At 65.7% G+C, this 19,135-nt stretch carries 20 protein-coding genes and 1 pseudogene; 14 read left to right on the top strand and 7 right to left on the bottom strand.

Annotated elements, in window-relative coordinates; genetic code table 11:
* Positions 1 to 27 precede the first annotated feature (27 nt).
* The 8 genes from ADK86_RS26170 (at position 28) to ADK86_RS41350 (ending at position 5,962) form a co-directional block, all read left to right on the top strand.
* The gene (locus ADK86_RS26170; RefSeq protein ID WP_053698809.1) at positions 28 to 867 is read left to right on the top strand and encodes an endonuclease/exonuclease/phosphatase family protein; all 840 of its coding nucleotides are present in this window, start codon (positions 28 to 30) and stop codon (positions 865 to 867) included.
* 38 nt (positions 868 to 905) lie between these two features.
* Positions 906 to 1,295 carry a hypothetical protein gene (locus ADK86_RS26165; RefSeq protein WP_053698808.1) on the top strand — a complete coding sequence of 130 codons (390 nt, stop codon included), beginning with the start codon at positions 906 to 908 and terminating at the stop codon, positions 1,293 to 1,295.
* A 462-nt stretch (positions 1,296 to 1,757) separates the two neighbouring features.
* Complete coding sequence (locus ADK86_RS44765; RefSeq protein WP_234346036.1) at positions 1,758 to 2,255, top strand: glycoside hydrolase family 16 protein; 498 nt, start codon at positions 1,758 to 1,760, stop codon at positions 2,253 to 2,255.
* 223 nt (positions 2,256 to 2,478) lie between these two features.
* Positions 2,479 to 2,778, top strand: a complete 300-nt coding sequence (locus ADK86_RS26155) for a hypothetical protein (protein ID WP_053698806.1) — start codon at positions 2,479 to 2,481, stop codon at positions 2,776 to 2,778.
* Positions 2,779 to 2,907: 129 nt separating this feature from the next.
* Positions 2,908 to 3,180, top strand: coding sequence for a hypothetical protein (locus ADK86_RS26150; RefSeq protein WP_053698805.1), 273 nt, complete (start codon positions 2,908 to 2,910; stop codon positions 3,178 to 3,180).
* A 290-nt stretch (positions 3,181 to 3,470) separates the two neighbouring features.
* Complete coding sequence (locus tag ADK86_RS26145; protein ID WP_053698804.1) at positions 3,471 to 3,662, top strand: hypothetical protein; 192 nt, start codon at positions 3,471 to 3,473, stop codon at positions 3,660 to 3,662.
* 408 nt (positions 3,663 to 4,070) lie between these two features.
* Positions 4,071 to 5,699, top strand: a complete 1,629-nt coding sequence (locus ADK86_RS26140; protein WP_053698803.1) for a pre-toxin TG domain-containing protein — start codon at positions 4,071 to 4,073, stop codon at positions 5,697 to 5,699.
* Positions 5,699 to 5,962: a YrhB domain-containing protein gene (locus ADK86_RS41350; protein WP_078952274.1), complete on the top strand. Its 264-nt coding sequence runs from the start codon at positions 5,699 to 5,701 to the stop codon at positions 5,960 to 5,962. Before ADK86_RS26140 ends, ADK86_RS41350 begins: the two co-directional genes overlap by 1 nt.
* Before the next feature lie 146 nt (positions 5,963 to 6,108).
* Here the strand turns inward: ADK86_RS41350 and ADK86_RS26130 are convergent, their stop codons facing one another.
* The 3 genes from ADK86_RS26130 to ADK86_RS26120 all read right to left on the bottom strand — a co-directional run bounded on the left by ADK86_RS26130 (position 6,109) and on the right by ADK86_RS26120 (position 8,117).
* Positions 6,109 to 6,336, bottom strand: a complete 228-nt coding sequence (locus ADK86_RS26130; protein ID WP_053698801.1) for a hypothetical protein — start codon at positions 6,334 to 6,336, stop codon at positions 6,109 to 6,111.
* 89 nt (positions 6,337 to 6,425) lie between these two features.
* Complete coding sequence (locus tag ADK86_RS26125; RefSeq protein ID WP_053698800.1) at positions 6,426 to 6,971, bottom strand: adenylate kinase; 546 nt, start codon at positions 6,969 to 6,971, stop codon at positions 6,426 to 6,428.
* A 9-nt stretch (positions 6,972 to 6,980) separates the two neighbouring features.
* Positions 6,981 to 8,117 (bottom strand): hypothetical protein, encoded by a 1,137-nt coding sequence (locus tag ADK86_RS26120; RefSeq protein ID WP_159393960.1) that lies wholly within the window; start codon positions 8,115 to 8,117, stop codon positions 6,981 to 6,983.
* 223 nt (positions 8,118 to 8,340) lie between these two features.
* On the opposite strand from ADK86_RS26120, the gene ADK86_RS26115 reads away from it, so the two are divergent.
* Positions 8,341 to 9,093 (top strand): GntR family transcriptional regulator, encoded by a 753-nt coding sequence (locus tag ADK86_RS26115; RefSeq protein WP_053698798.1) that lies wholly within the window; start codon positions 8,341 to 8,343, stop codon positions 9,091 to 9,093.
* A 57-nt stretch (positions 9,094 to 9,150) separates the two neighbouring features.
* On the opposite strand, the gene ADK86_RS26110 is transcribed toward ADK86_RS26115, so the two are convergent.
* The gene (locus ADK86_RS26110; RefSeq protein WP_053698797.1) at positions 9,151 to 10,008 is read right to left on the bottom strand and encodes a helix-turn-helix domain-containing protein; all 858 of its coding nucleotides are present in this window, start codon (positions 10,006 to 10,008) and stop codon (positions 9,151 to 9,153) included.
* Positions 10,009 to 10,023: 15 nt separating this feature from the next.
* Positions 10,024 to 10,776: a DUF6879 family protein gene (locus ADK86_RS26105; RefSeq protein WP_053698796.1), complete on the bottom strand. Its 753-nt coding sequence runs from the start codon at positions 10,774 to 10,776 to the stop codon at positions 10,024 to 10,026.
* A gap of 168 nt (positions 10,777 to 10,944) precedes the next feature.
* Between ADK86_RS26105 and ADK86_RS26100 the strand changes: the two genes are divergently transcribed.
* The 3 genes from ADK86_RS26100 (at position 10,945) to ADK86_RS26090 (ending at position 14,014) form a co-directional block, all read left to right on the top strand.
* Complete coding sequence (locus ADK86_RS26100; protein ID WP_053698795.1) at positions 10,945 to 11,154, top strand: hypothetical protein; 210 nt, start codon at positions 10,945 to 10,947, stop codon at positions 11,152 to 11,154.
* Between the two features lie 1,137 nt (positions 11,155 to 12,291).
* Complete coding sequence (locus ADK86_RS26095; protein WP_159393959.1) at positions 12,292 to 12,639, top strand: hypothetical protein; 348 nt, start codon at positions 12,292 to 12,294, stop codon at positions 12,637 to 12,639.
* Between the two features lie 40 nt (positions 12,640 to 12,679).
* Positions 12,680 to 14,014, top strand: coding sequence for a VanZ family protein (locus tag ADK86_RS26090; RefSeq protein ID WP_053698793.1), 1,335 nt, complete (start codon positions 12,680 to 12,682; stop codon positions 14,012 to 14,014).
* 2,227 nt (positions 14,015 to 16,241) lie between these two features.
* Here ADK86_RS26090 and ADK86_RS26085 read toward each other — a convergent pair.
* Positions 16,242 to 17,771, bottom strand: coding sequence for a GMC family oxidoreductase (locus ADK86_RS26085; RefSeq protein WP_053698792.1), 1,530 nt, complete (start codon positions 17,769 to 17,771; stop codon positions 16,242 to 16,244).
* 117 nt (positions 17,772 to 17,888) lie between these two features.
* Here ADK86_RS26085 and ADK86_RS26080 point away from each other — a divergent pair, with 117 nt between their 5' ends.
* Positions 17,889 to 18,077, top strand: a complete 189-nt coding sequence (locus ADK86_RS26080) for a hypothetical protein (protein WP_053698791.1) — start codon at positions 17,889 to 17,891, stop codon at positions 18,075 to 18,077.
* Positions 18,062 to 18,115, top strand: a pseudogene (locus ADK86_RS45715) (hypothetical protein); the annotation flags it as partial. The gene ADK86_RS26080 and the pseudogene ADK86_RS45715, both read left to right, overlap by 16 nt.
* Before the next feature lie 204 nt (positions 18,116 to 18,319).
* Here the strand turns inward: ADK86_RS45715 and ADK86_RS26075 are convergent.
* The gene (locus ADK86_RS26075) at positions 18,320 to 18,544 is read right to left on the bottom strand and encodes a hypothetical protein (RefSeq protein ID WP_159393958.1); all 225 of its coding nucleotides are present in this window, start codon (positions 18,542 to 18,544) and stop codon (positions 18,320 to 18,322) included.
* Between the last annotated feature and the right edge of the window lie 591 nt (positions 18,545 to 19,135).

The following is a 19,135-nucleotide window of genomic DNA, read 5'->3' as shown; positions in this document are numbered from 1 at the left end:
TGCGAACCGGCTAGGGGGGCGGCAGTGATGCGGGTGCTGACATGGAACGTGTGGTGGCGTTTTGGCCCATGGGCGGAACGGCGGAAGGCCATCCTCACAGTGTTGAGAGATCTCCAGCCCGATGTCATCGGCCTTCAGGAGGTGTGGGCCCACGGCGGGGGGAACCTCGCGGAATGGCTCGCGTCCCACCTCGACATGCACTGGACCTGGGCAGCATCCCGCGCGCCGGAGCGGTGGCAAAGACGCATCGGGGACTCAACGGTGGACATCGGCAACGCCGTCCTGAGTCGCTGGCCCATCGCGGAGTACGACAGGATGGAGTTGCCGGCCCGCGAGGACGATGATGACGGCCGTTTGGCCCTCTACGCGCGCATCGACGCCCCCACACACCAGGTGCCGTTCTTCACTACCCACCTCACCTCGGCCATCGATGCCTCCGCGGTACGCTGCCAACAGCTCAAAGTGCTCGCCGGGTTCGTCGTATCCCATAGCCGTGGAACCGATTTCCCACCCGTTGTCACGGGCGACTTCAACGCCTTTCCTGACTCCGACGAAGTACGACAGTTCGGCGGCTACAAGACGGCTCCTGCCGTCCCTGGCCAGGTCTTCCTCGACGCGTGGGAATACGCAGACCCGGCACAGCCCTCAGCAACCTGGAACGCGGCCAACCCGTACGTTGCCGCCGCATTCGAACCCAGTGTCCGCGTCGATTACATCCACACGGGCCCACCAGGCCCTCAAGGTCTTGGCTCCGTCAGTTCCATCCGTCGCGTCGGCGACGGGCCCGTCGATGCCGTGTGGCCGTCCGACCACGCCGCCGTCCTCGCAGACCTACGAACACCTTCCGACCTGCACCCTCTGTTCTGACAGGCGTTTACGGGACAACCTTTAGCAGCCCGTCCGCCATGGGCCTCTATCGCACCGAGATTCGCTCTCGGTCGTTCTACTTGATCGTAAGTGAGCCGACCAAGGAGTTCGTCAAGAAGCACACCCCGGAACGCGTTGACCGATATGTACTGCGCATTTTGGCCGATCAGGTCCCGCATATCATGGCTGCCCTCGATCAGGTAACCTCATGCCTTGAGTGGTACAAGTGGGCAGAGTTCAGAGAACCGGACACGGAAGCTTTGTCCCTGTCCGGCGACAAGAACGGTTCTATCCTTTTCCGGTGGGCAACACCAGTGCATGAACAGCGCTGGAACGGCAAGGAAGGCGACGATATGACGTTGTCCACCGAGATCGATTTCCAGCACGTGAACAGCCTGCGCTCTCAGCTTCAGGCTGTCGCCGTCTGACAGCAGACTCCACAGGGTGAGGGCAAGACGACCGATCCAGGAATTCAGGAACGAAGGACCCGACCATGAAACGCCCCTTCGGGGCCATGAGTCGCCACCACGTGTGCGGTGACTGCTGCCCTGCTTTGCCCGTCCCCGGCGGCTGCGGCCGGCCGGGAAGCCTGTGCCAACACCACCGGAACCGCGATGCCGCGCGGCGACTGCGGTCCCTTCCGGCAGACCTTCGCAGAGAATTTCAACGGGGACATGGTCCCGCTCGGAAGCTTCCGCGACTGCAACCATTATCCCGACACCCGCCGGGCCTACTGCGGCGGGCTTACGGGCACGTACCGGGCCTACCCCGCCGGCTGGCCTGACACCGCGAAATCGGGGGCCGACGGGAACACCGGCCGTACGGTCGGCGGGAGTTACCATCCTGAGGATACGGTGAGCGTGCGCCCGGCCGCTGACGGCGACGGACGGATGAACATTGATCTCTGGCGGCCGCGGTCCGGCGGTGACGTCCACTCCGCCGCGGTGGTACCGAAGAAGCTCATGGACCAGGCGTACGGGAAGTTCTCCGCCCGCCTCAAGGTCACCCGGGCAGCGCCCGGTTACAAGAGTGCCTGGCTGCACTACGGCCACGGCTGCGAGCTGGACTACCCCGAGCAGAACTGGACGGACACGATCCATGCGTTCACCCACGCCTGTGACGGCGGCCGCCAGGACGCCTTCCCTACGAAGGCCCGGTGGACGGACTGGCACACCGTGAGCACCGAGTGGACCCCGGATCACGTCAAGTACTTCCTGGACGGCAAGCTGATCGGGCCCGCCCGGGGCACCCCCGACCGGCCGCTGTCCTGGATCGTCCAGAACGAGTCTGCACTGTACGGGCCGTACGCGGCACCCGGCAGCAGGGCGAACCTACAGATCACATGGGTGGCCGGCTACACGTACGGCAGCACTTGCGCCGCAGGGTGAATCCCGGTGGTGAGGAACGAGCGCCACTGCGAGCAGATCTCCATCGTTTTCGTGAATGGCAGGAAGTGTTTCCCGGGCGCCTGCCTGCACTGGGACGAGGACGTGGTCCGGCCTACACCGTCGGCCGGTAGCTGGTCGCCCACCTGTGCACGAACTGCGACCGACAGCTGCCGGTTTGGTGGCCGCCGTCGGCCCGGGCCGGTACGACCGGGAACGAGGAACCATGACGACCACGATCATTGAGACGCAGACGACGAGGGAGCTCGCGGCGTCGCCTGCTACTCAGCGGGCCGCAGCCCGGCAGGTGCGGGTGTACTGCCCGGCATGCGGCAATGTCCGGCAGGTCTACCCGGTGACCTACTGCGGTCCGCCTACCACTGTCCGGCTGAACGCAGGTGTGCGGGGCTCCGGGCAGTTCGGTGAGAGCGAGATGCACCGGGTGCTGCCGCATCCCCGGCAGCCCGATGACCGGATCCGGGTGACCTGTCCCGGTGGACTGGCCCGGCTTCCGGCCGACCAGTAACGGATCCGGGGTCCGCCATACCGTCACTGACGCAACGAGTCCCTTGGCGGACTGATCCACATGAAGAATGCAGGCCATACCGGCGGTTATCTCAGACGTCCGGCTGGCCAGCAGGAAGGGTGCTCAGCCATGCGGGACTCGCTCATGGCCGTCATCGGGACGCTCGCCGGCGTGGCACTGGCCAGCACCACCCAGTTCCTATCCGATCGCCGCCAGCGCATCGCACAGCAGCGTGCACGCGTCGCCGAGACCCCTCTCCAACTCCTCGACATCATCTTCCGGTACCGCGAAGATTTCTGGATGCTGGTCGCGGAGGCACTTCTGGCAACAGTGGTGGAATGCCGTGGTGCCCGCCTCCGGGCCCGCCTGTCCCTCGCTCTCGCGGACGAGACGGTCCGGTGAACTGGGCCCGGGCAGTGGCGCTGGCGGTAGCCGCCGAGGGCGCCCGATGCTGACCGACTTGCAGCGCGCAGGCGAAGCGACACGATAACCGCGACAAGACTATCCGGAGCTGCACCATGCAGCACCGCGGTCAACCGACCCGATGAGCCGGCCAATCCGACGGTATGTCGGGCTGACCGTGTTGCGGCCGGGCGGACCGGTACGGCGTCAGGTACCACAACGGAGCCGAAGTCACCCGGGCGGCAGCCCATGCTGCCGCCGAACCGGAGCAGCGCCGCGTCGACCTCGACATGATCAAGGCCATCCGTAAGGAACGGCGCCAGGGGATGCAAGCACTGCGGGTGGAAACCGTCCGCCTGCATACGGTCGAGCACGTCTTCGCCGGGTACGTGGCCGGGCTGAATGCGCAGATGCGCAGCTCCGGGATCACGCCGCAGGATCTGCCGCCCCTGGCGGAGGAGTGCGACCGCACCGAAACATGACGCGGGTGGAGAGGGCTTCTTCGCGTGGTGTTGCAGCTGCGGGGCGCCCACGCTCAGATTCGATGCAGTTTCCCTGACAACAGGTAGCGATGGTTCGACTTCCCGGCGACGTCTCCGGCTTCGCCGCCCCGGGGCCGCCGTCTGTGGCCGACAAAGTGGCAAAGTAGCTTCCGAGGGGAGACATCGGTACATGCGGTATGTATGATCTTTCGCCTGGCGTTCGGGGGGACGTTTGCGCCGCCGTCAGGCGTGTACTCCATTCACGCCACGTATGCCCGACTCCTCCTTCGATCTGACGCAGCGAGGTTCGAGGCAAGGCGACTTTCCAGACCCAGCGCCATCCTGTCATTGCCCGCACGTCTGGAATCCATGAAAAATCGCACACTGAGCAGAATCGCAGCGTTCGTAGTGACGCTCGCCATCTTCATCACCGGCGGCATGAGCCAAGCCCTTGCAGCCGACCAGAAGGAAACGCCCTCAGCCCTGAAGAAGTGCCTCGCCGAGCCTTTCGGGAAAAAGCTGGAGTGCATCAAAAAGAATGCCAGGAGCGAGGCGTTCGCTCTGCTGGGCATCGTTCTTTACCTCGGCGCATCGTATGACTGGAAGGAGCAGGTCGACGCCCAGTTCCCCGGCCTGCGCGAGAAGATATCTGGCGCCAAGGGGGCGGCTCCGCTCATCGAAGCCAAGATGAAGGAGTACCTTGCCGCCAAGGAAAAGAAGGACCCGGAAGCGGCGGAGATATACAAGAATCTGACCGCCACCATCGACTCACAGAAGCGGGTGCTCGGCAACATCCGCGACATAACGCAGCATTCTGTGCAAGTCGTGAAGGCCACTGGTGACCTCGCCCTCGAACTGGCACCGGTCTTCAACGAGGCCGCGAACATCATCTCGGACCCTGAAATCCATGCTGCGCTCGATGAGGCGATCGCAGGTTTCGGAGAGATGAATCAAGCCATCAACGGTTTGAATGACGATGTGGGCGGCATGAACCAGGCCGTCGACGGCATGCTTCAGGGCATCAATCAGATGCAACGCGGCCTGAATGAAATGATCGACGGTCTGGACGGAATGAACCAGGCCATGGACCAGGTGAACCGCGGCATTAACGGAATGATCGAGGGCATCGATCAGGCCAACCGCGGTCTCCGGCAGATGAACCAGGGCATCGCCGAAGCCAACCGCGGCATGGACCAGGCCAACCGTGGCGTCACGGGCATGAACAAGGCCATCGACAAGGTCAACGATGCCATCAAGACCCCTATCGCCAAGGACGGCAGCAGCCCGTTCAAGGACCTGGACCTGTCCGGCATCGGGGACTACGTCCGTGGCCATTCCAAGGTCGAGGAGAGTAAGGCCAAAGAGGCGCTCGTCTCGCTGCTGCTGAACCTCGCTCCGGGCATCGGTGACGTCAAGGGCGTCGTTGAGGCGATCGCCGGCAAGGACATCATCACCGGCGAGAAGCTTTCCACCGCCGATCGCATTCTCGGAGCTGCCATCGTCGCCCGCTGGATCAAGGGCGGCAAGCAGGCCATCAAGGCCGAAGACCTGCTCAAGGCCATCGAGAACGAGAAGGCGTTCAGCCGGGTCGGCAATGTCCGCTGGAACGCGGGCGGTGGCGGCACCACCGCCCTGGGAGACGGCTACAAGACGCCCATTACGCCGGATCTGCACAAGCTGATCAACCCTGACTACAATCCCAAAACAGATGTGAACTGTCGGGCCTGCGCCCTGGCCGTCGACAAGACTCTGGAGGGTGCTCCGGCAACCGCATTGAAGATTGACCGTGGGGGAATTCGGGATCTTGAGAAGTTTTACCCCGGGAAGAGGTTCCGAGGTCAGTCGTTCTCTAACATCGTCAAAGAAATCAAGGATGCGGGCGATGGCGCGCGGGGCATCATTATGGGTGCGACCGGGAAAGACGGTCACGCCTTCAATGTGGTCAACCGTGGCGGAGATGTAGTATTGCTGGACGGGCAGAGCGGGCATGCTGACCCCACCGGGTACGCCAAATTCGCATTTATGAGGACAGCATAATGTTGAGTCGCACTCAAGCTCTAGAGGCAGCAGAAGAACTCCTCAAAAGGGAGACCAGGCCGAACGATCCGCCTCTGGCTATCGATGCGGATAATGTTGAAGAACGCGATGGCCTGCTCATCGTCCCTTTCAATGGCATCGAATACCTGAAGACTCGCGACTTTCGTGACATGCTGCTCGACTGCTGGCCCATCCTGGTGGATCTCGCCAGTGGGCAAGTCCGTATGGGTACCATCAACGACAGGTCGCTGTGGGCGGACTGATCTGGTTTCGCTCCTGATGCAGCCGAGTTGGCTCCAGGCGAACTCGGCCTGCTGAAGCTGATTCCCATGATTGAGCCGTGGAGTCACCGACCCAGATGCGGCGACTCCACGGCTTCAATGCGTTCACCGGAAAGCGTAGCGACGGCTCAGCCGACGGGTGCCGCGTCGTCGGGTGACCACACGCCGGGTCCGCCCCCGCGCCACTCAATCAGCGAGGTGTCGCCCAGGTCCACGTCGTCCGGGTCCAGGCCCGCGCGGCGCAGGAACTCCAGGAAGTCGGCGATGCCGTACGCCACCCCCAGGACCACGGAGTCGGCGTGGACGCGCCGTCCTCCGGTGGGGGAGGGCGGATGCACCACCACGCGCGCTGCCATACGGACAGGATCATGCGGGGGAGCGCGGTCCGCATCCCGGCGCAGCAGAAGCCCGGCACCTTCCAGGTGCCGGACTGTGTGCTGGTTGCTCAGGTGTTCCGTACCGGCTGATCCTCCGCTGCCACCGGCTGGCTGTGCAGCCAGCAGCGGGTCTGGCGGGGACTGCGCAAGCGCAGCACCAGTACGCCGTGCGCCGACGCCTCCGCGGTCTGCCGGGTATAGCGTGGCCGGTTCTTGCGGTACTTGCGGACCGCGTTGCGCAGGACCGACGTGCGGGCAGTGAAGGTGCGCCGGAAGGTCAGCCGATTGGGGTTCGCTTCCCGCCCCGCAGCCTGGCGCAGGAAGCGTGCGGTGATACGCCAGGCGATGACAGGAAGGCAGTAGTCCAGCCACACCAGAGTGTCGGCGCGGTGCCAGACCACATCCGCTAGCTTGGAGTAGTTGCCTTCAACGATCCAGCTCCGACCGGCCGTTACGCGGCCTGCTTCGGCGCGGAACTCCTCCAGCGGCAGCGGGCCGCCGGGACTGAAGAGGATGGCGTCCAGGCTGATCGCGGGGATTCCGGTACGGGCGGACAGGCTGCGGGCCAGGGTGGACTTCCCGGTGCCGGGCAGTCCGAACACGGTGATTTTCATGGGTGTCCTTCAGCTCTGGCGGGGGAAGAGGGCGTACCCGGCCTGCGGGTGGCGGCACAGGCGGTCAAGGTACTGGTTCTGGAAGCAGGCGCGTGCGTCAATCTCCGCAGGACGCAGCGCTCCCACACCTTTGCGGATCTTGACGACCGTGCCGTCCATGATGGTCACTCCGGCACCGCCCAGGTCGGAGAACACGTTGACCCGCACGTATACCGCCAGGCTTCCCTGGAACTCGGTGATCGTCACCGCGTAGGCGAGCCACGCCAACGGGTAGGTGTGGATGATGCGGGCCCGCTGCGCTGTGGCGGGGCCTTGCGGCGTGAGGTCCGGACGGAGGGCGGACAGGTAGTGCCCGAGGGCGGACCGGGAGCGCGGTGACAGCGGCAGGCGCACGTCCTGCACCCTGTCTGCGTCGACGGCGGGGCGCCGCCACGGGCCCGCTGTGCCCGTCAGGCAGGCGCGCGAGATCTCTTCGTACGCACGGCGCAGTTTGCGGTGCACGTACACCAGATCCTCGTGGACTCCGGGGTCGGCGAGGGCGCCCCATCCGCCGGGGACGCCGAAGACCGCAGCGCAGGTAGATGCGGGGGAGGATAGAGCTGCTACAGGGCGCAGCACGCGCAGCGCGTCGGGGTCCACGCAGTCGGCGGTCAGCAGCGCCCCGAGGACAGACGCCTCTTCGACAATCCGCCGCCGTCGCAGCGGGTCCAGGTCTGCCGCCGGTACGGCCTGCTGCGCGACGGCGGCCTGCTCCGCAGGCGTCCGCCCGATCAGATGGGCGTGGAACCGCTTCTCGCCCTGGATGGACGGCCGGTCCAGGGTGTGCGGGTCGTAACTCCACGAGAGTGCCGGGGACAGGTCGTTGTCGGCGCAGTGCAGTGCGAAGGCCCCTGCCACTACTCCCAGCGCGCGGCCGAATGCGGCCGAGTGGTCATCCAGGCCAGGGCGGCGGCTGCGGCCTGCGGAGATCATCATCAGTTCGTGCACCGCGTGCGGGGACGCCTTGTCGGTCAGGGCGTACCCCTCGTCAGGGGCGCACGCGATGTGCGCCAGGACTCCGGCACGGTCGTAGATCTGCTGTACGGTGCGCAGCCGCCGGTCGCCTGCGCTGGTCTGCGGGAAGCCTTTGACAGGCAGAGAGTCCACGACCGGTACGCCAGAACGCAGGGCTTCGAGGTCCGGCGGGAGCAGCGGACGGGCAGCTGCGGTGACGGCCGGGAGGACGGGGGCTGTACTCACAGGCACCTCCGTGGGTGCGGTCCGGTGAAGTACGACACTCCCAAGGTGGCCTAGGCCACCATCCACCGTCAAGGGCTTGGCGCTATCCTGGCTGTGGCCTAGTCCACCCCGCGTGAAGGAGTGTCAGCGCATGTCTCCTGAGGTCGAAAGGTCCCTCCCTCCCTACCGGCAGGTTCTCAACCACCTGCGTGAGCAGATCCTCAGCGGAGTACTCGCTGAAGGGGAAACCGTCCCCTCCGAGCGGCAGCTCGCCGCCGACTGGTCCGTCTCCCGGGCGACGGCGGCCAAAGTCCTCGGCGAACTGCGCCACGAGAACCTGGTCGAACCCCGGCAGGGCGTCGGCACCGTGGTCACTGCCCGCCGCACCCAGCACCACTCACCGTCCGACCGCGTCCGGTCGGCAGACATCACCGGACGGATCTACCCGCCCGGCCAGTACGCGAAGATCCTCTCCGCTGAACTGCGCCCTGCACCGGAGCGCGTGGCTCTCGCGCTGGGCATCGAAGAGGGTGCCCAGGTCATCTGCCGCCGACGGGTGATCTGTGATGAGTCGGGCCCGGTGTCCGTGTCCACCTCGTGGTTCGCCGGTGAACTCGCGCGTGCCGTTCCGGCGCTTCTGGCCACGGAGCGCATTCCCGGCGGCACGCCGGGCGCAATCGAGGAAGCCACAGGCCGGGTCTGGAACGACGGGCAGGACCTGGTCGGAGCCCGGATCGCGACGGACGAAGAAGCCGAGTTGCTCGGCATCACCGAGCGGCCGGCGGCGCTGTTCGTCGGGTACAACTCGCTTTTCGATGAGGAGGGCGAAGTGATCGAGTACGGCGAGTACCTCAGCTCGGGCGACCGGCTCACCCGCTACGCCTACCAGCGGCCGAGGGACTGACGGGCAGGAGTTCACCCAGGCGGCGCCTGCACCGGCAGGCGCCGCCGCTTCATGCAGTCATCCGGCGCTCAGTGCCCGCCGCGCCCGGTTGATGACGTTCTGGGCATCGGCGCCGTAGACTGCGGACTCGCTCAGTGTTCTCCAGACCCGCAGGTAGGTGGCGATGCTGTCGGCCTCCTCGATCCAGAGTTCTGCGTGCCAGTCTTCGACCACCACGAGGCGTTCGTCGTAGACCCAGAAGCTGTTGCCCGGATAGATCTTCAGCGAGGCGCTGAAAGGGACGATGCCCATCTCGACGGTGTCCAGCCCGATGACTCCGGACAGGTGATGAAGCTGCGCCGCCAAGACGGACGGCGGGCAGATAAGGGAGCGCAGCGCTCCTTCCCACATCATGATCTTGTACTTCCTGCCCGGCCGGTACAGCCCTTTCTGGCGCTGTATCCGGGCGCGCACCGCGTCTTCGGTGTCCCGCGGCGACTGCATGAGGTCTGCGTGCCGGGCGAAGGTGTGCCGCGCGTACTCTGGGATCTGCACCATGCCGGGGATCAGACAGTTCTCCCAGATGGTCAGAACCCGCGTCCGTTCGTGCTCGACGGTAACGGCGTCCTGGACCGGCTTGTGCCCTGCGGACAGCTGGCGGCGCCATGAGCGGATGTGTGACTCGAACCCCCGCAGGCGGGCGAGAAGTTCCTCATATGCCTCGGGCTGGCCGGTGCCCTTCGCCCACGCGTGCAGGTCATCGGCCGTAGCCGTCTGTTTGCCGTTCTCCAGCTTGCTGATCTTGACCTTGGACCATCCCGGTCCGAGGCGGTCAGCGAGCTGCGTACCGGTGAGCCGGCCCCCAGGGGCCGTGAGCCGCAGTTCCCGGAGCCGGATCCCGAGATCCGCGCGTGCCTGCTGATAGTCCGTGCCCACCGGTACCCACCTGCTTCACTCCTCCGCGGTCATGCGTGCCACGAAGTCCTTGTACGGAACGGCGTAGTGCACTGCGATGTCGCGCAGCCGGTTGTACTGGTTGACCCTCGCCGGTTCCGTGATCAGCTCGGCGCCGGTGAGGTTGTCCTCACCGTCAAAGTGGCACACGGCGACGATGTGCGAGTCGAAGATCCAGAAATCTTCGTCCGGGAGGTGGACGCGTTCGGCATCCTCGCGCCACATGTTCCGTACGTCCTCGCCCAGCGCGTCGTTGTGCTCCGCGTGAACGAGAAGGTAGCGCTGTCCCTCGGTCGGCGGGCGGTCGAGGATGCGGACGCGGCCGACGGCTGCGCCGTCCTGTGTCTTGGCGCTGATGATGCGGGCCCACGGCGAGTTCATGTCCCACGCAGGCGTCTCGCCGCGGGCGAACTGGGCGTAGGTCTCCGTGGCTTCATCAACGGCGTAGCGGCGGCGCATCTCCAGATGCCACGCGCTGTGCCGGAAGTTCTCGAAGAGTCGGGCGAACGTCTCGGGGTCGAGGATGCGCGGCTTCTCGTCGCGTTCCTTCGGACCGAAGTCGATCAGAGTGTTACGCGGAACGACGATCGGGACTTCGTCTTCGTCCAGGTGCTGGAGCTGGGAGAGGGAGGCTGGGTCGGTGAGCCGCGGCCCGTGCACGATCACTTCACCGGAGTCGAGGTCCTCGTGCACAGCAGGGCAGGAACCGCCGCCGCTGCCCGTGCCGTTGAAGCGCAGTCGCCTCATGATCAGTACCTTTCGTCGGGGACTGATCCGCTAAGCATCACCGACTCTTCAGGCGTGTGATACAGGCATCCCCGGCCTTCGCGAGCAACTTCGCGCAACTCGCATGGGCTGTCAAGAAACTTCGCGCAACTCCGCTAGCACCTCCACGAGGCTGTTCCTAACGTCGAATGCATGGCAACAGCAAGGAGTCCCGAGACCGTTGATCCGGACGTGGCGACGGAAGCGCTCCGCGACGCGCTGATGGGCGTCGGCATTGTCCTGCCCTCACTGGCCGCCGACGCAGCATCGGACCTCGGCCTGGTCAGCCTCGGCCGTGTACGGGCCGCCGTGGCCATGCGGCTGGCCGATGTGGTGCGGCAGAAGGGCGGGGCCCACGCATGAACGACGCACAGATCGTCTTCGACACCGCCCAGCTGCGCGTCGGCAGGGTCATGGGCCGCGTCGGGACGTCCGTACAGCTCCGGCCGCTCGGCGGGGGCCGCGAATGGGACGCCGCCCCGGAGAGCCTGCGCCCCCGACGCCGCGCGAATTCCTCAGCGCCCGCCTCGCCGCGGTCAACGCAGACTCCGAGAGCGGCCCGCTGCGGTGAGCGCGCCGGTTGCAGGCATTGACCTGTCGCGCCTGAACGGGCCGCAGCAGGAGGGCTGGAACTGTGCACTGTGCAACGCCCGCCTGTTCGCGGACCGCTCCCTGGGCGTGCACCGGTCATCTCGTGCGGCCAGGAGATCACGGTGGAACTGTGGGCGTGCAGGCCCGACTGCCCGACGGCACGCCGGAACATGCAGCGGAACCGCGTGAACGGTGGCACCTACCTGCCGGGGTGGGCCTGGTGAGCGAAACATGCCGCTGGTGCAGGGAGTCCACCGCCGACCCTGTCGATGTCGGGATCGAGCACGTGGTGTCGGCCGGCGGCAGGACGGTGTACGCCTGCCCGGCGTGCGTGAAGCGTCACGGCATCATCCCCTTCGTTCCGCAATCCAGTGGCTCGACAGCGAAGCCGCCGTCCGTACCCGCTGGCGCGCCCTGGTCACCGCCCGCCAACGCCATCTGCAGGCCTGACCGGCCCGCTGCGGTGGGACCGAGGCCAGGGAGCAGATGCCGCGCTCGGTGTTGATGCGTCCTTCTCCCCCCTTGAGGCAACGCAGTTCCGATGCCAGTCGCCAGCCGATCCGCTCGAAGGCCGCGTCCCGGGAAATCACCGACACCGGCCTTTGCAAGAAGCCACCCGTGCGCAGCATGCGGGAGATCCAGCCCTGTCCATAGGTTTTCCAGCCATGCGTAACGTGCCTAGATCGTCCCGAGGCGCGGAAATGCGTTGGCCGTCTGATCATCTTGCGCTAAAGTCAAATCAAACATCCGATCGAACGGGTGGCGGCGGGGGATGGGGATTCGATCAGCCTTTGGGTTGTGGCGCGAGAATTCGCTACACCCTGTGCCAGACGTACATTTTACGGAGGGACTGATGTTTCCGCAGAAGATAGCGCGAGTAATTGCCGTCGGGGGGTTGCGCTTGCCGCGATGGGTGCCACAACTGCGTTCGCGAACGGAACGTCATCGACTCAGCTGGAAAATGGGGTGCTCAGCTTCACGGCATTCAATGGGGTCGCCATCGGCTCTTCCAGCACCAAGTTCTACGCCTCCGACAGCTACCGCAAGACCGGGGGCGGAACGGTGTCCGTCGTATTCGGGCTTTACACTCAGAGGTCCGATTACACTTCCGGGGCGAAGACGGTGAAGAAGGGGCAGACGGTAAGCCACAACTTCGGCGCAAAGCCCATCAGTGATGTGCCGAAGTGCTTCGCAATTGGTTACATGAATTCGGGAGGGAAGTCGCACGAGACGCCTTCCGTCCGGCATCTCTGCTGATCAGGCGGCATCCTTTCTCGCTCATTGAAAGACGAACCCGGTGATTGAAGCATCGGTCGGCGCGCTGCCCGGCCTTATTCCGGCATTCTTGATCTGCGCGGCTGTCATGGGCGTGCCTGCAGCCTTGATTGCCAAAGCCAAAGGCCGATCCATCGGCCTGTCGTTACTGCTGACCACGGCCCTGGCTGGCGTGCTTGTCGTGACGATGATGCCGGGAATCGCCGGTACCGGGCAGGTCGGGTCCTGTGACACAGGCCTGCCCGGTCTCGCCTTCTTGGCCTCAGAGTCGGCCCAGTTGAACGTCTTGCTGTTCGTTCCGTTGAGTTTCCTGGCCGTCCTCTTCTTCCGCCGCCCGCTGCTGGTGCTGGCCGCAACACTGGCACTGACCTGCGGCATTGAACTGGTGCAGGGATGGCTGGGGCTGGGGCGCGCATGCAGCTACGACGATGTCAAGGCGAACTTCCTTGGCGGAGTAATCGGCATCGCTCTGGGCTGCCTGTACGTGTGGGGACGTCAGAGCGAGTTCCCCTTCACGCGCAAAAGAGCGGCGTGGGGGATCGGGGCTGTCATAGCGGTCGCAGCTGTCGTCACACCCCTCTTCCACTTCACGCTCACGAGCGTCAACTACGAAGAACTGCACCACCGTGCGCAGGCCAAGTTCGGTGACTCAACCGAAAAGCTGGAGTGGCTGGCGAAGACCGCCAAAGACCTGTACGGAGCGCAAGCCGAACTCGGCCAGACGGAAGTCAGAATGGTGCAGGACGGCCACTGGCGTTTGCGGGCTGAGACAAACCGTGGCACCGTCGTCGCCACCTGGCCAGACCGTAAACTGGTAGAGGTGGAATCGGCAGACAACCACGACGACAACGGCGCTCTCTCTGCAGCGCAGATGAAGGAATCGGCAGAGCGATTCGCCCAAAAATGGTTCGCAGCTGACACAAAGGGCGCGCAAGCCGATTTTCGCCCCCTCCGGCGGAATCAGGGGATGCACATCTTGAGCTACCGCCGATACTCGCAGAACGTGATGATGCCGATGCGGCTCGACATTATCGTCACAACGGCCGGACGTGTCACGAACGCAGCAGCCCGCAGCGTTCCGGACCCTGCCCTGCCCCCCGCTACTGTCAGCAATACTGCTGCGAAACAGCGCGCGGAGCATGAAGCGACAGGCATGCAGGCCGAACCGGTGTCCCTCATGGCGCAACGCGTCGGCGGCTCCTGGCGACCGGTCTGGTTGATCGGCCTCAAGCCAAAAAGCGACCCCCATAACCCCGACAAAAAAAGCAGCATCTTCCTCGATGTCGTAACCGGCAAAAAGGTCACTCCCGAAACCCTTGGCGACGCCGGCTCCTCAGTCAGCCCGAGCTCTTCTTGAAGTGTTAAGGCGCCTGAGGCCCCCGTAACCGGTTCGGACCGAGTGGCCGAGTCCCAAAGAATTCGTCCATAATTTCCGCCGAAGGCTGGAGGACTGGGGCGAAAAGCACCGACCACAGACGCTGCCCGGCGCTGCAGAGATGCAGGGCCCTTACGGTACGCGGATGCGTACCGTAAGGGCCCTGGCTTCGATTGTCTCCAAGAGGAACAGCGCTTGCCGGCGGGTTACGAAGACAGTCGGTGATCAACTGGCTCGCCGGGTTCGACGACATCGCCTGTCGGCCGGTAGGTTGCCCCGTCGAACATTAAGCGGCCTGTTCACAGAGGTGGGGTCGGAGCTGGGCGGTCAGGATGTCGCGGTGTACCTCGTCCGGCCGCGCTCGCGGCGGTGCGTCCGCAGGGCCCGTGCTGTCATCGGGTCAGCGGTTTGTCGCTGACCGGGTGATGGGCCCGGCTTCTACCGCGGTTGCTGCAATCAGGCGGTGGTGCTGCCGCGTCTTGGTGTAGTACACAGCAGTCGAAGTGAGGGGAAGCAGGAACAGGTGGGGGCAGAGTCGTTCTCTGTGGACATAGAGGCGCTCAAGAGCGCGGGACTGGGAGCAGCGGATCTGATGGCGCTGTTGGAGGGCCACCGCGTGGAGGACATCGACTGCGACGCGGACGCCGTGGGGGCATGACGGCCTGGGGGCGGCACTGGCCGGCCACGCAGGCTGATCGACACCGCGGGCGCCTACCTGGAGGTCGACCAGCACGTTGCCGCATCCCTGGCCCGTATCGCTCCGCCCACCGGCGGGAGCGTGCGTGGCTGAGCTTGGGGAGAGCCGGAACCCGATGGACCTGGTTCCGGGCGATGCGAAGGCGGTGCAGGCCACGGCCGACCTCCTGACCCAGTTCGGGCAGACACTGTCACAGGGGTCGACTCCGGGCTGCGCGACCTGGACCACAGCGGCTGGACGGGACAAGCCTCGGATGCCTTCCACAGCTTCTACGACGAGGAACCCCGTGGAAGCTGATTGAGCAGCGGCAGGCGCCGCTGAACAACTCGAACTCTTTGCGGCCCTGACCTCTCTCGGCCGTCCCTGAAACGACGGCACCCTCAAGTGATGAACGCATCAGATCCGGGGGCTGCGGACCCGGCCAACTGGCTTCCTGGAAGCGTGACGGGGCCAACAAAGGCACCCGGCAGCTTTGTTTACAGCACCTGCGTTGGGAGGGTGATTATTGACGCTGGGAGCGACAACATAAAGGCTGGTACCCATCAGACGTGTACTGGAAGTTTCCGGACCCACTGGACCAACGGCCAGTTCGCCCACAACCCCGACGGCGCTGGATGGCGGCGCTTCACAGCTTCGGCCAGTGGCCCGAGGAAGACCGGGCAGCTCAACGACACAACCTTCAGGCTGCGATGCCGACACAGGTTCAACGATGACCAACACCGGCTCGAAGCGCGCGGATACGCGATCGCCACCAATGGTGTCCAGGTGCGGGGCAACTTGCTGTACGGTCGACCTGATTGGATGTATTGCGCCTAGTCTGCGAGGTGCGGTGTGAACTCTGAGTCATTCGGTTACCCGCCCCCTTCATCCGAGGAACCCATTCACGGCGATGTTCCTCACGATGTTCCTCCTTCACCATCCCGCCGAAGAGGATCTGCCTACCCCAGAAGCGAGAGAGACACAGCCCGACGATTTCCCTGTGGGCTACTGGGACGATTCAGCAGTTGATTGACGGTACACGGCGAGTACATTAGTTGGTGCCTTGTTGACGATGCCATCGGCGATCTCGGCTCGGATCGGGGAGGCCACCAGTAGGTCACCAACATCGGCTTCGCTACATCAATCAGCAGGCCCCCGAGGCGCAACCTCGGGGGCCTGCAGAATGAGTGGCTGCGTCATCTCGTTTGGCCGAAAGTCCCGGTGGGGCCTCGGTGCGTACGTGCAGAACTTCCCAAACGGCCCGTCGAACAGGCCATCAGGCCACGCTCCGAGCAGCGCGGGTGTCGGTCGACGCGCCACTCTGGACGAGGTGGTTGGCGGTGGCGGGCGGGACGCCGGTTTTCGGCGGTGGAGATCAGGTGAACCAGCGGTCAGAGCGTAGCGGAAGCAGTTGGCACGGTGTCGATCGCGTAAGCGATAGCGCGCGGCGGAAGGTGTTAGGGCAGGCGGTGCGGCGACAGCTCGTGCGGGTGCGGACAGCGAACCGCTCCGTCAGCCGGGTGGTCAGCACGCTTATGACGATGCCCTCCTGGAGTCGGTGCCGCGCAGCAGGTCCGCGGCTCGTTCGGCCACGGCGTACACCGTGGCGACCGTATTCGCCGACGGAATGGACGGAAACACCGAGGCGTCGGCGACCCGGAGTCCGTCGATGCCGTGGACCCGCAGGTCGGGCCCGGTGACAGCGAGGGGATCGGTCCCCATCCGGCAGGTGCCCACCGGATGGCAGTACGAGGTGAGGGTCCGGCGCACAAACCCGCGCATGGCATCGTCGTCGTCCGCGTCCGGCCCGGGAACCACCTCCCGGCCACGCCACGGCGCAAGCGCCGGGGCCCTGCCGATCTCCCGGACGAGCCGCACACCGGCGACGACCGCCGCCAGGTCACGCGCATCGGTGTAGAAACCCGGATCGAGCACCGGCGCCGCACCGGGATCGTCGCTTGCCAGCCGCAGCGTGCCGCGGCTGTACGGGCGGATCGCGGAGACAGCGATGGTGTAGCCGTCCTCGGGGTCCTGGGCCGAGGCCAGATGGGACGGCAAGTCGACGAAGACGACCTGGAGGTCCGGCTCTTCGACAGCGGGATCGCTGCGTATGAGACCGATGGCTTCGCCGTGGTTGTTGCGCCGTGGCGGCAGCGGGCGGGCCGCGCTCGATGTGACGCTGACGATCGGATGGTCGTGGAGCCGGGCGCCGACGCCCGGCAGGTCGAGGACGGTCGTGAGGCCCACGTCGGCCAGATGGGCCTGCGGGCCGACCCCCGACAGGAGCAGCAGCTGCGCGGAGCCGATGGCACCGGCAGTCAGGACGACTTCACCCGCGCAGTCGACGGTCACCTCGTCGGTACCGGTGCGGTACTCCACGCCGACACAGCGCCCGCCGCTGATGCGCAGCCGCCGCACCAGGGCGTTGGTCACGACGCTCAGGTTGGGCCGCTCCAGGGCCGGCGCGAGATAGGCGTCGGCGGCGCTCTGCCGCCTGCCGTCGACGATGTTGAGGTCCGCCAGTCCGAAGCCCTCCTCCAGGCCGCCGCTGATGTCGGCGGCCCTGGCATACCCCGTCTCCGCGGCCGCTTCCAGGCACGCTTCGATGACCGGATGCGGCGGGTTGGCGGGCCCCACGGTCAGGGGGCCGTCGATCCCGCGCAGTGCCGGATCGCGGCCCACCGCGGTCTCACTGCGCCGGAAGTACGGCAGCAGATCGTCGAAGCCCCAGCCCTTGGCGCCCTGGCTGGGCCACCGGTCGTAGCCAAAGTGGTGGCCGCGGGCGAAGACCATGCCGTTGATCGCCGAGGATCCGCCGAGCCCGCGCCCTCGCGGCAGTTGTATGGATGTGCCGGTGGCCGACTGCTCGACGGTGAAGTCTCCCCAGTTCGCAGGGGTCTGGAGCAGGGTCGGCCATGCGGGAGGCGAGGTCTGCGCGGGCAGCACCTTTGAGCCACCCGCCTCGATCAGCAGGACATGAGTGTTCACGTCCTGCGACAGCCTCGCCGCCAGCACACAGCCGGCCGTCCCCGCGCCCACGATGACGAAGTCGAATCCCGGCACGCGGTCCTCCTTCGGAGCGTCGTCACTCCTGCACGGCTTCGGCCAGCCGCTATCAGGTATCGAAGCATCACGGTCGCACGGCGGGAAGATTACGCGCCCTGTGATTCCGTCACCGTGATGGCCCGAAACACCGCCGACCAGGCGCCGTATCCGGGGCCGGCGCGCTACGAAACAGGTGACCAAGACCGCTTCTTCGGCCGGGACGACCACATCCAGCAGCTGATGGTCATGGTGCGCGAGAGGCCCTTGCCGGTGCTGGCCGGCCGTCCGGCAGTGGTGAGTCCTCGCTCCTGCGCGCCGGACTGATCCCGAACCTGCGCACTACTCCCACCGCCCGCTGCTCCATACGCCGTCGCACGACGGCGAAGCCCGGCCGGTGCCCAGCGCACGGCACCTCCGCCCAAGGCGCCCCGATCGGTGTCCAGCCACAGCGTGATCACGACTCCGCACAGACCCTAGCAATGCCTGGATCACGGCCAGGCCCCTGGCCCGGAGACCCCAGAATCACCGGAGTCGGACCGAGCACCGCTCATCCGGATGTCGGCCGTTCAGTCTCCGATCCGGCAAGCCCGTATCACCAGCGTGCGATAGGAGCTGCCCTCGGGACCCTCGACTGGCAGCACTTCGGCGTCGGCGAAGCCGTGCTCGTGCAGCAAGCTGCACGAGGTACCGGCGTCGTACGCGTAGTGAACGACCGGCAACCGGGTGCCGTCGGCCGGAGTAAGGTTGTCCACGCGTCGGCCGGGCAGTTCTCCGGCGCGGGGCTCGTTCACCGAGAAGGCGATCAGTCCGTCCGGCTGGAGCCGATTATGTGTTCCGTGCGCTCCTTCCCTAGTTCACCCAACTGGGAGATGTGCGCCCTCACACCGCCGACTGTTCCTCAAGCGCTGCTCCATGTGCGCGGCCCTCTGCCGCACCCCCGGGAAGACGGCGGCCAACCGCCGTCTTCCCCGGCCTGCCCCGCCCGGCCAGCAACGGGCCGGGACGTCACTCTGTGAGTGATCGTGTGCAGCGGACGCCGGGTCCCGCCGGTCATCGCCCCTGTGGCTCTGTTCACGAGTTGCGACAGCACCTGTACGCGAGTTTGGGAGGCACCCGCATCATCAGGGCCTATCGAACTGTTCATGAGATTCGACAGCACCCGTTCGCGGCGAAGGGCCTCGCTCGGATCCAATGAGGCAGGCCGACCACCGGGGATTCCCGCGCCGAAGGCCCCGTGGGCACGAGTTGCGCCTCCCCAGTTCCTGATCTGTGGTCAGCCGCAGACGCCAGCCGTAATCGGCTTCCGTTGCGCGGGAAGCGAATGAGCTGCTGGTGCCCAAGGAGATCTTCGACGGTTCGTCAGAGGGTGGGGAGGATGCCTC

Source organism: Streptomyces sp. NRRL F-5755 (genome assembly GCF_001279365.1).
In the GTDB taxonomy this organism is placed as follows: domain Bacteria; phylum Actinomycetota; class Actinomycetes; order Streptomycetales; family Streptomycetaceae; genus Streptomyces; species Streptomyces rimosus.
The sequence above is the reverse complement of the archived record's forward strand: the minus strand, read 5'-3'. Positions and strand labels throughout refer to the sequence as shown.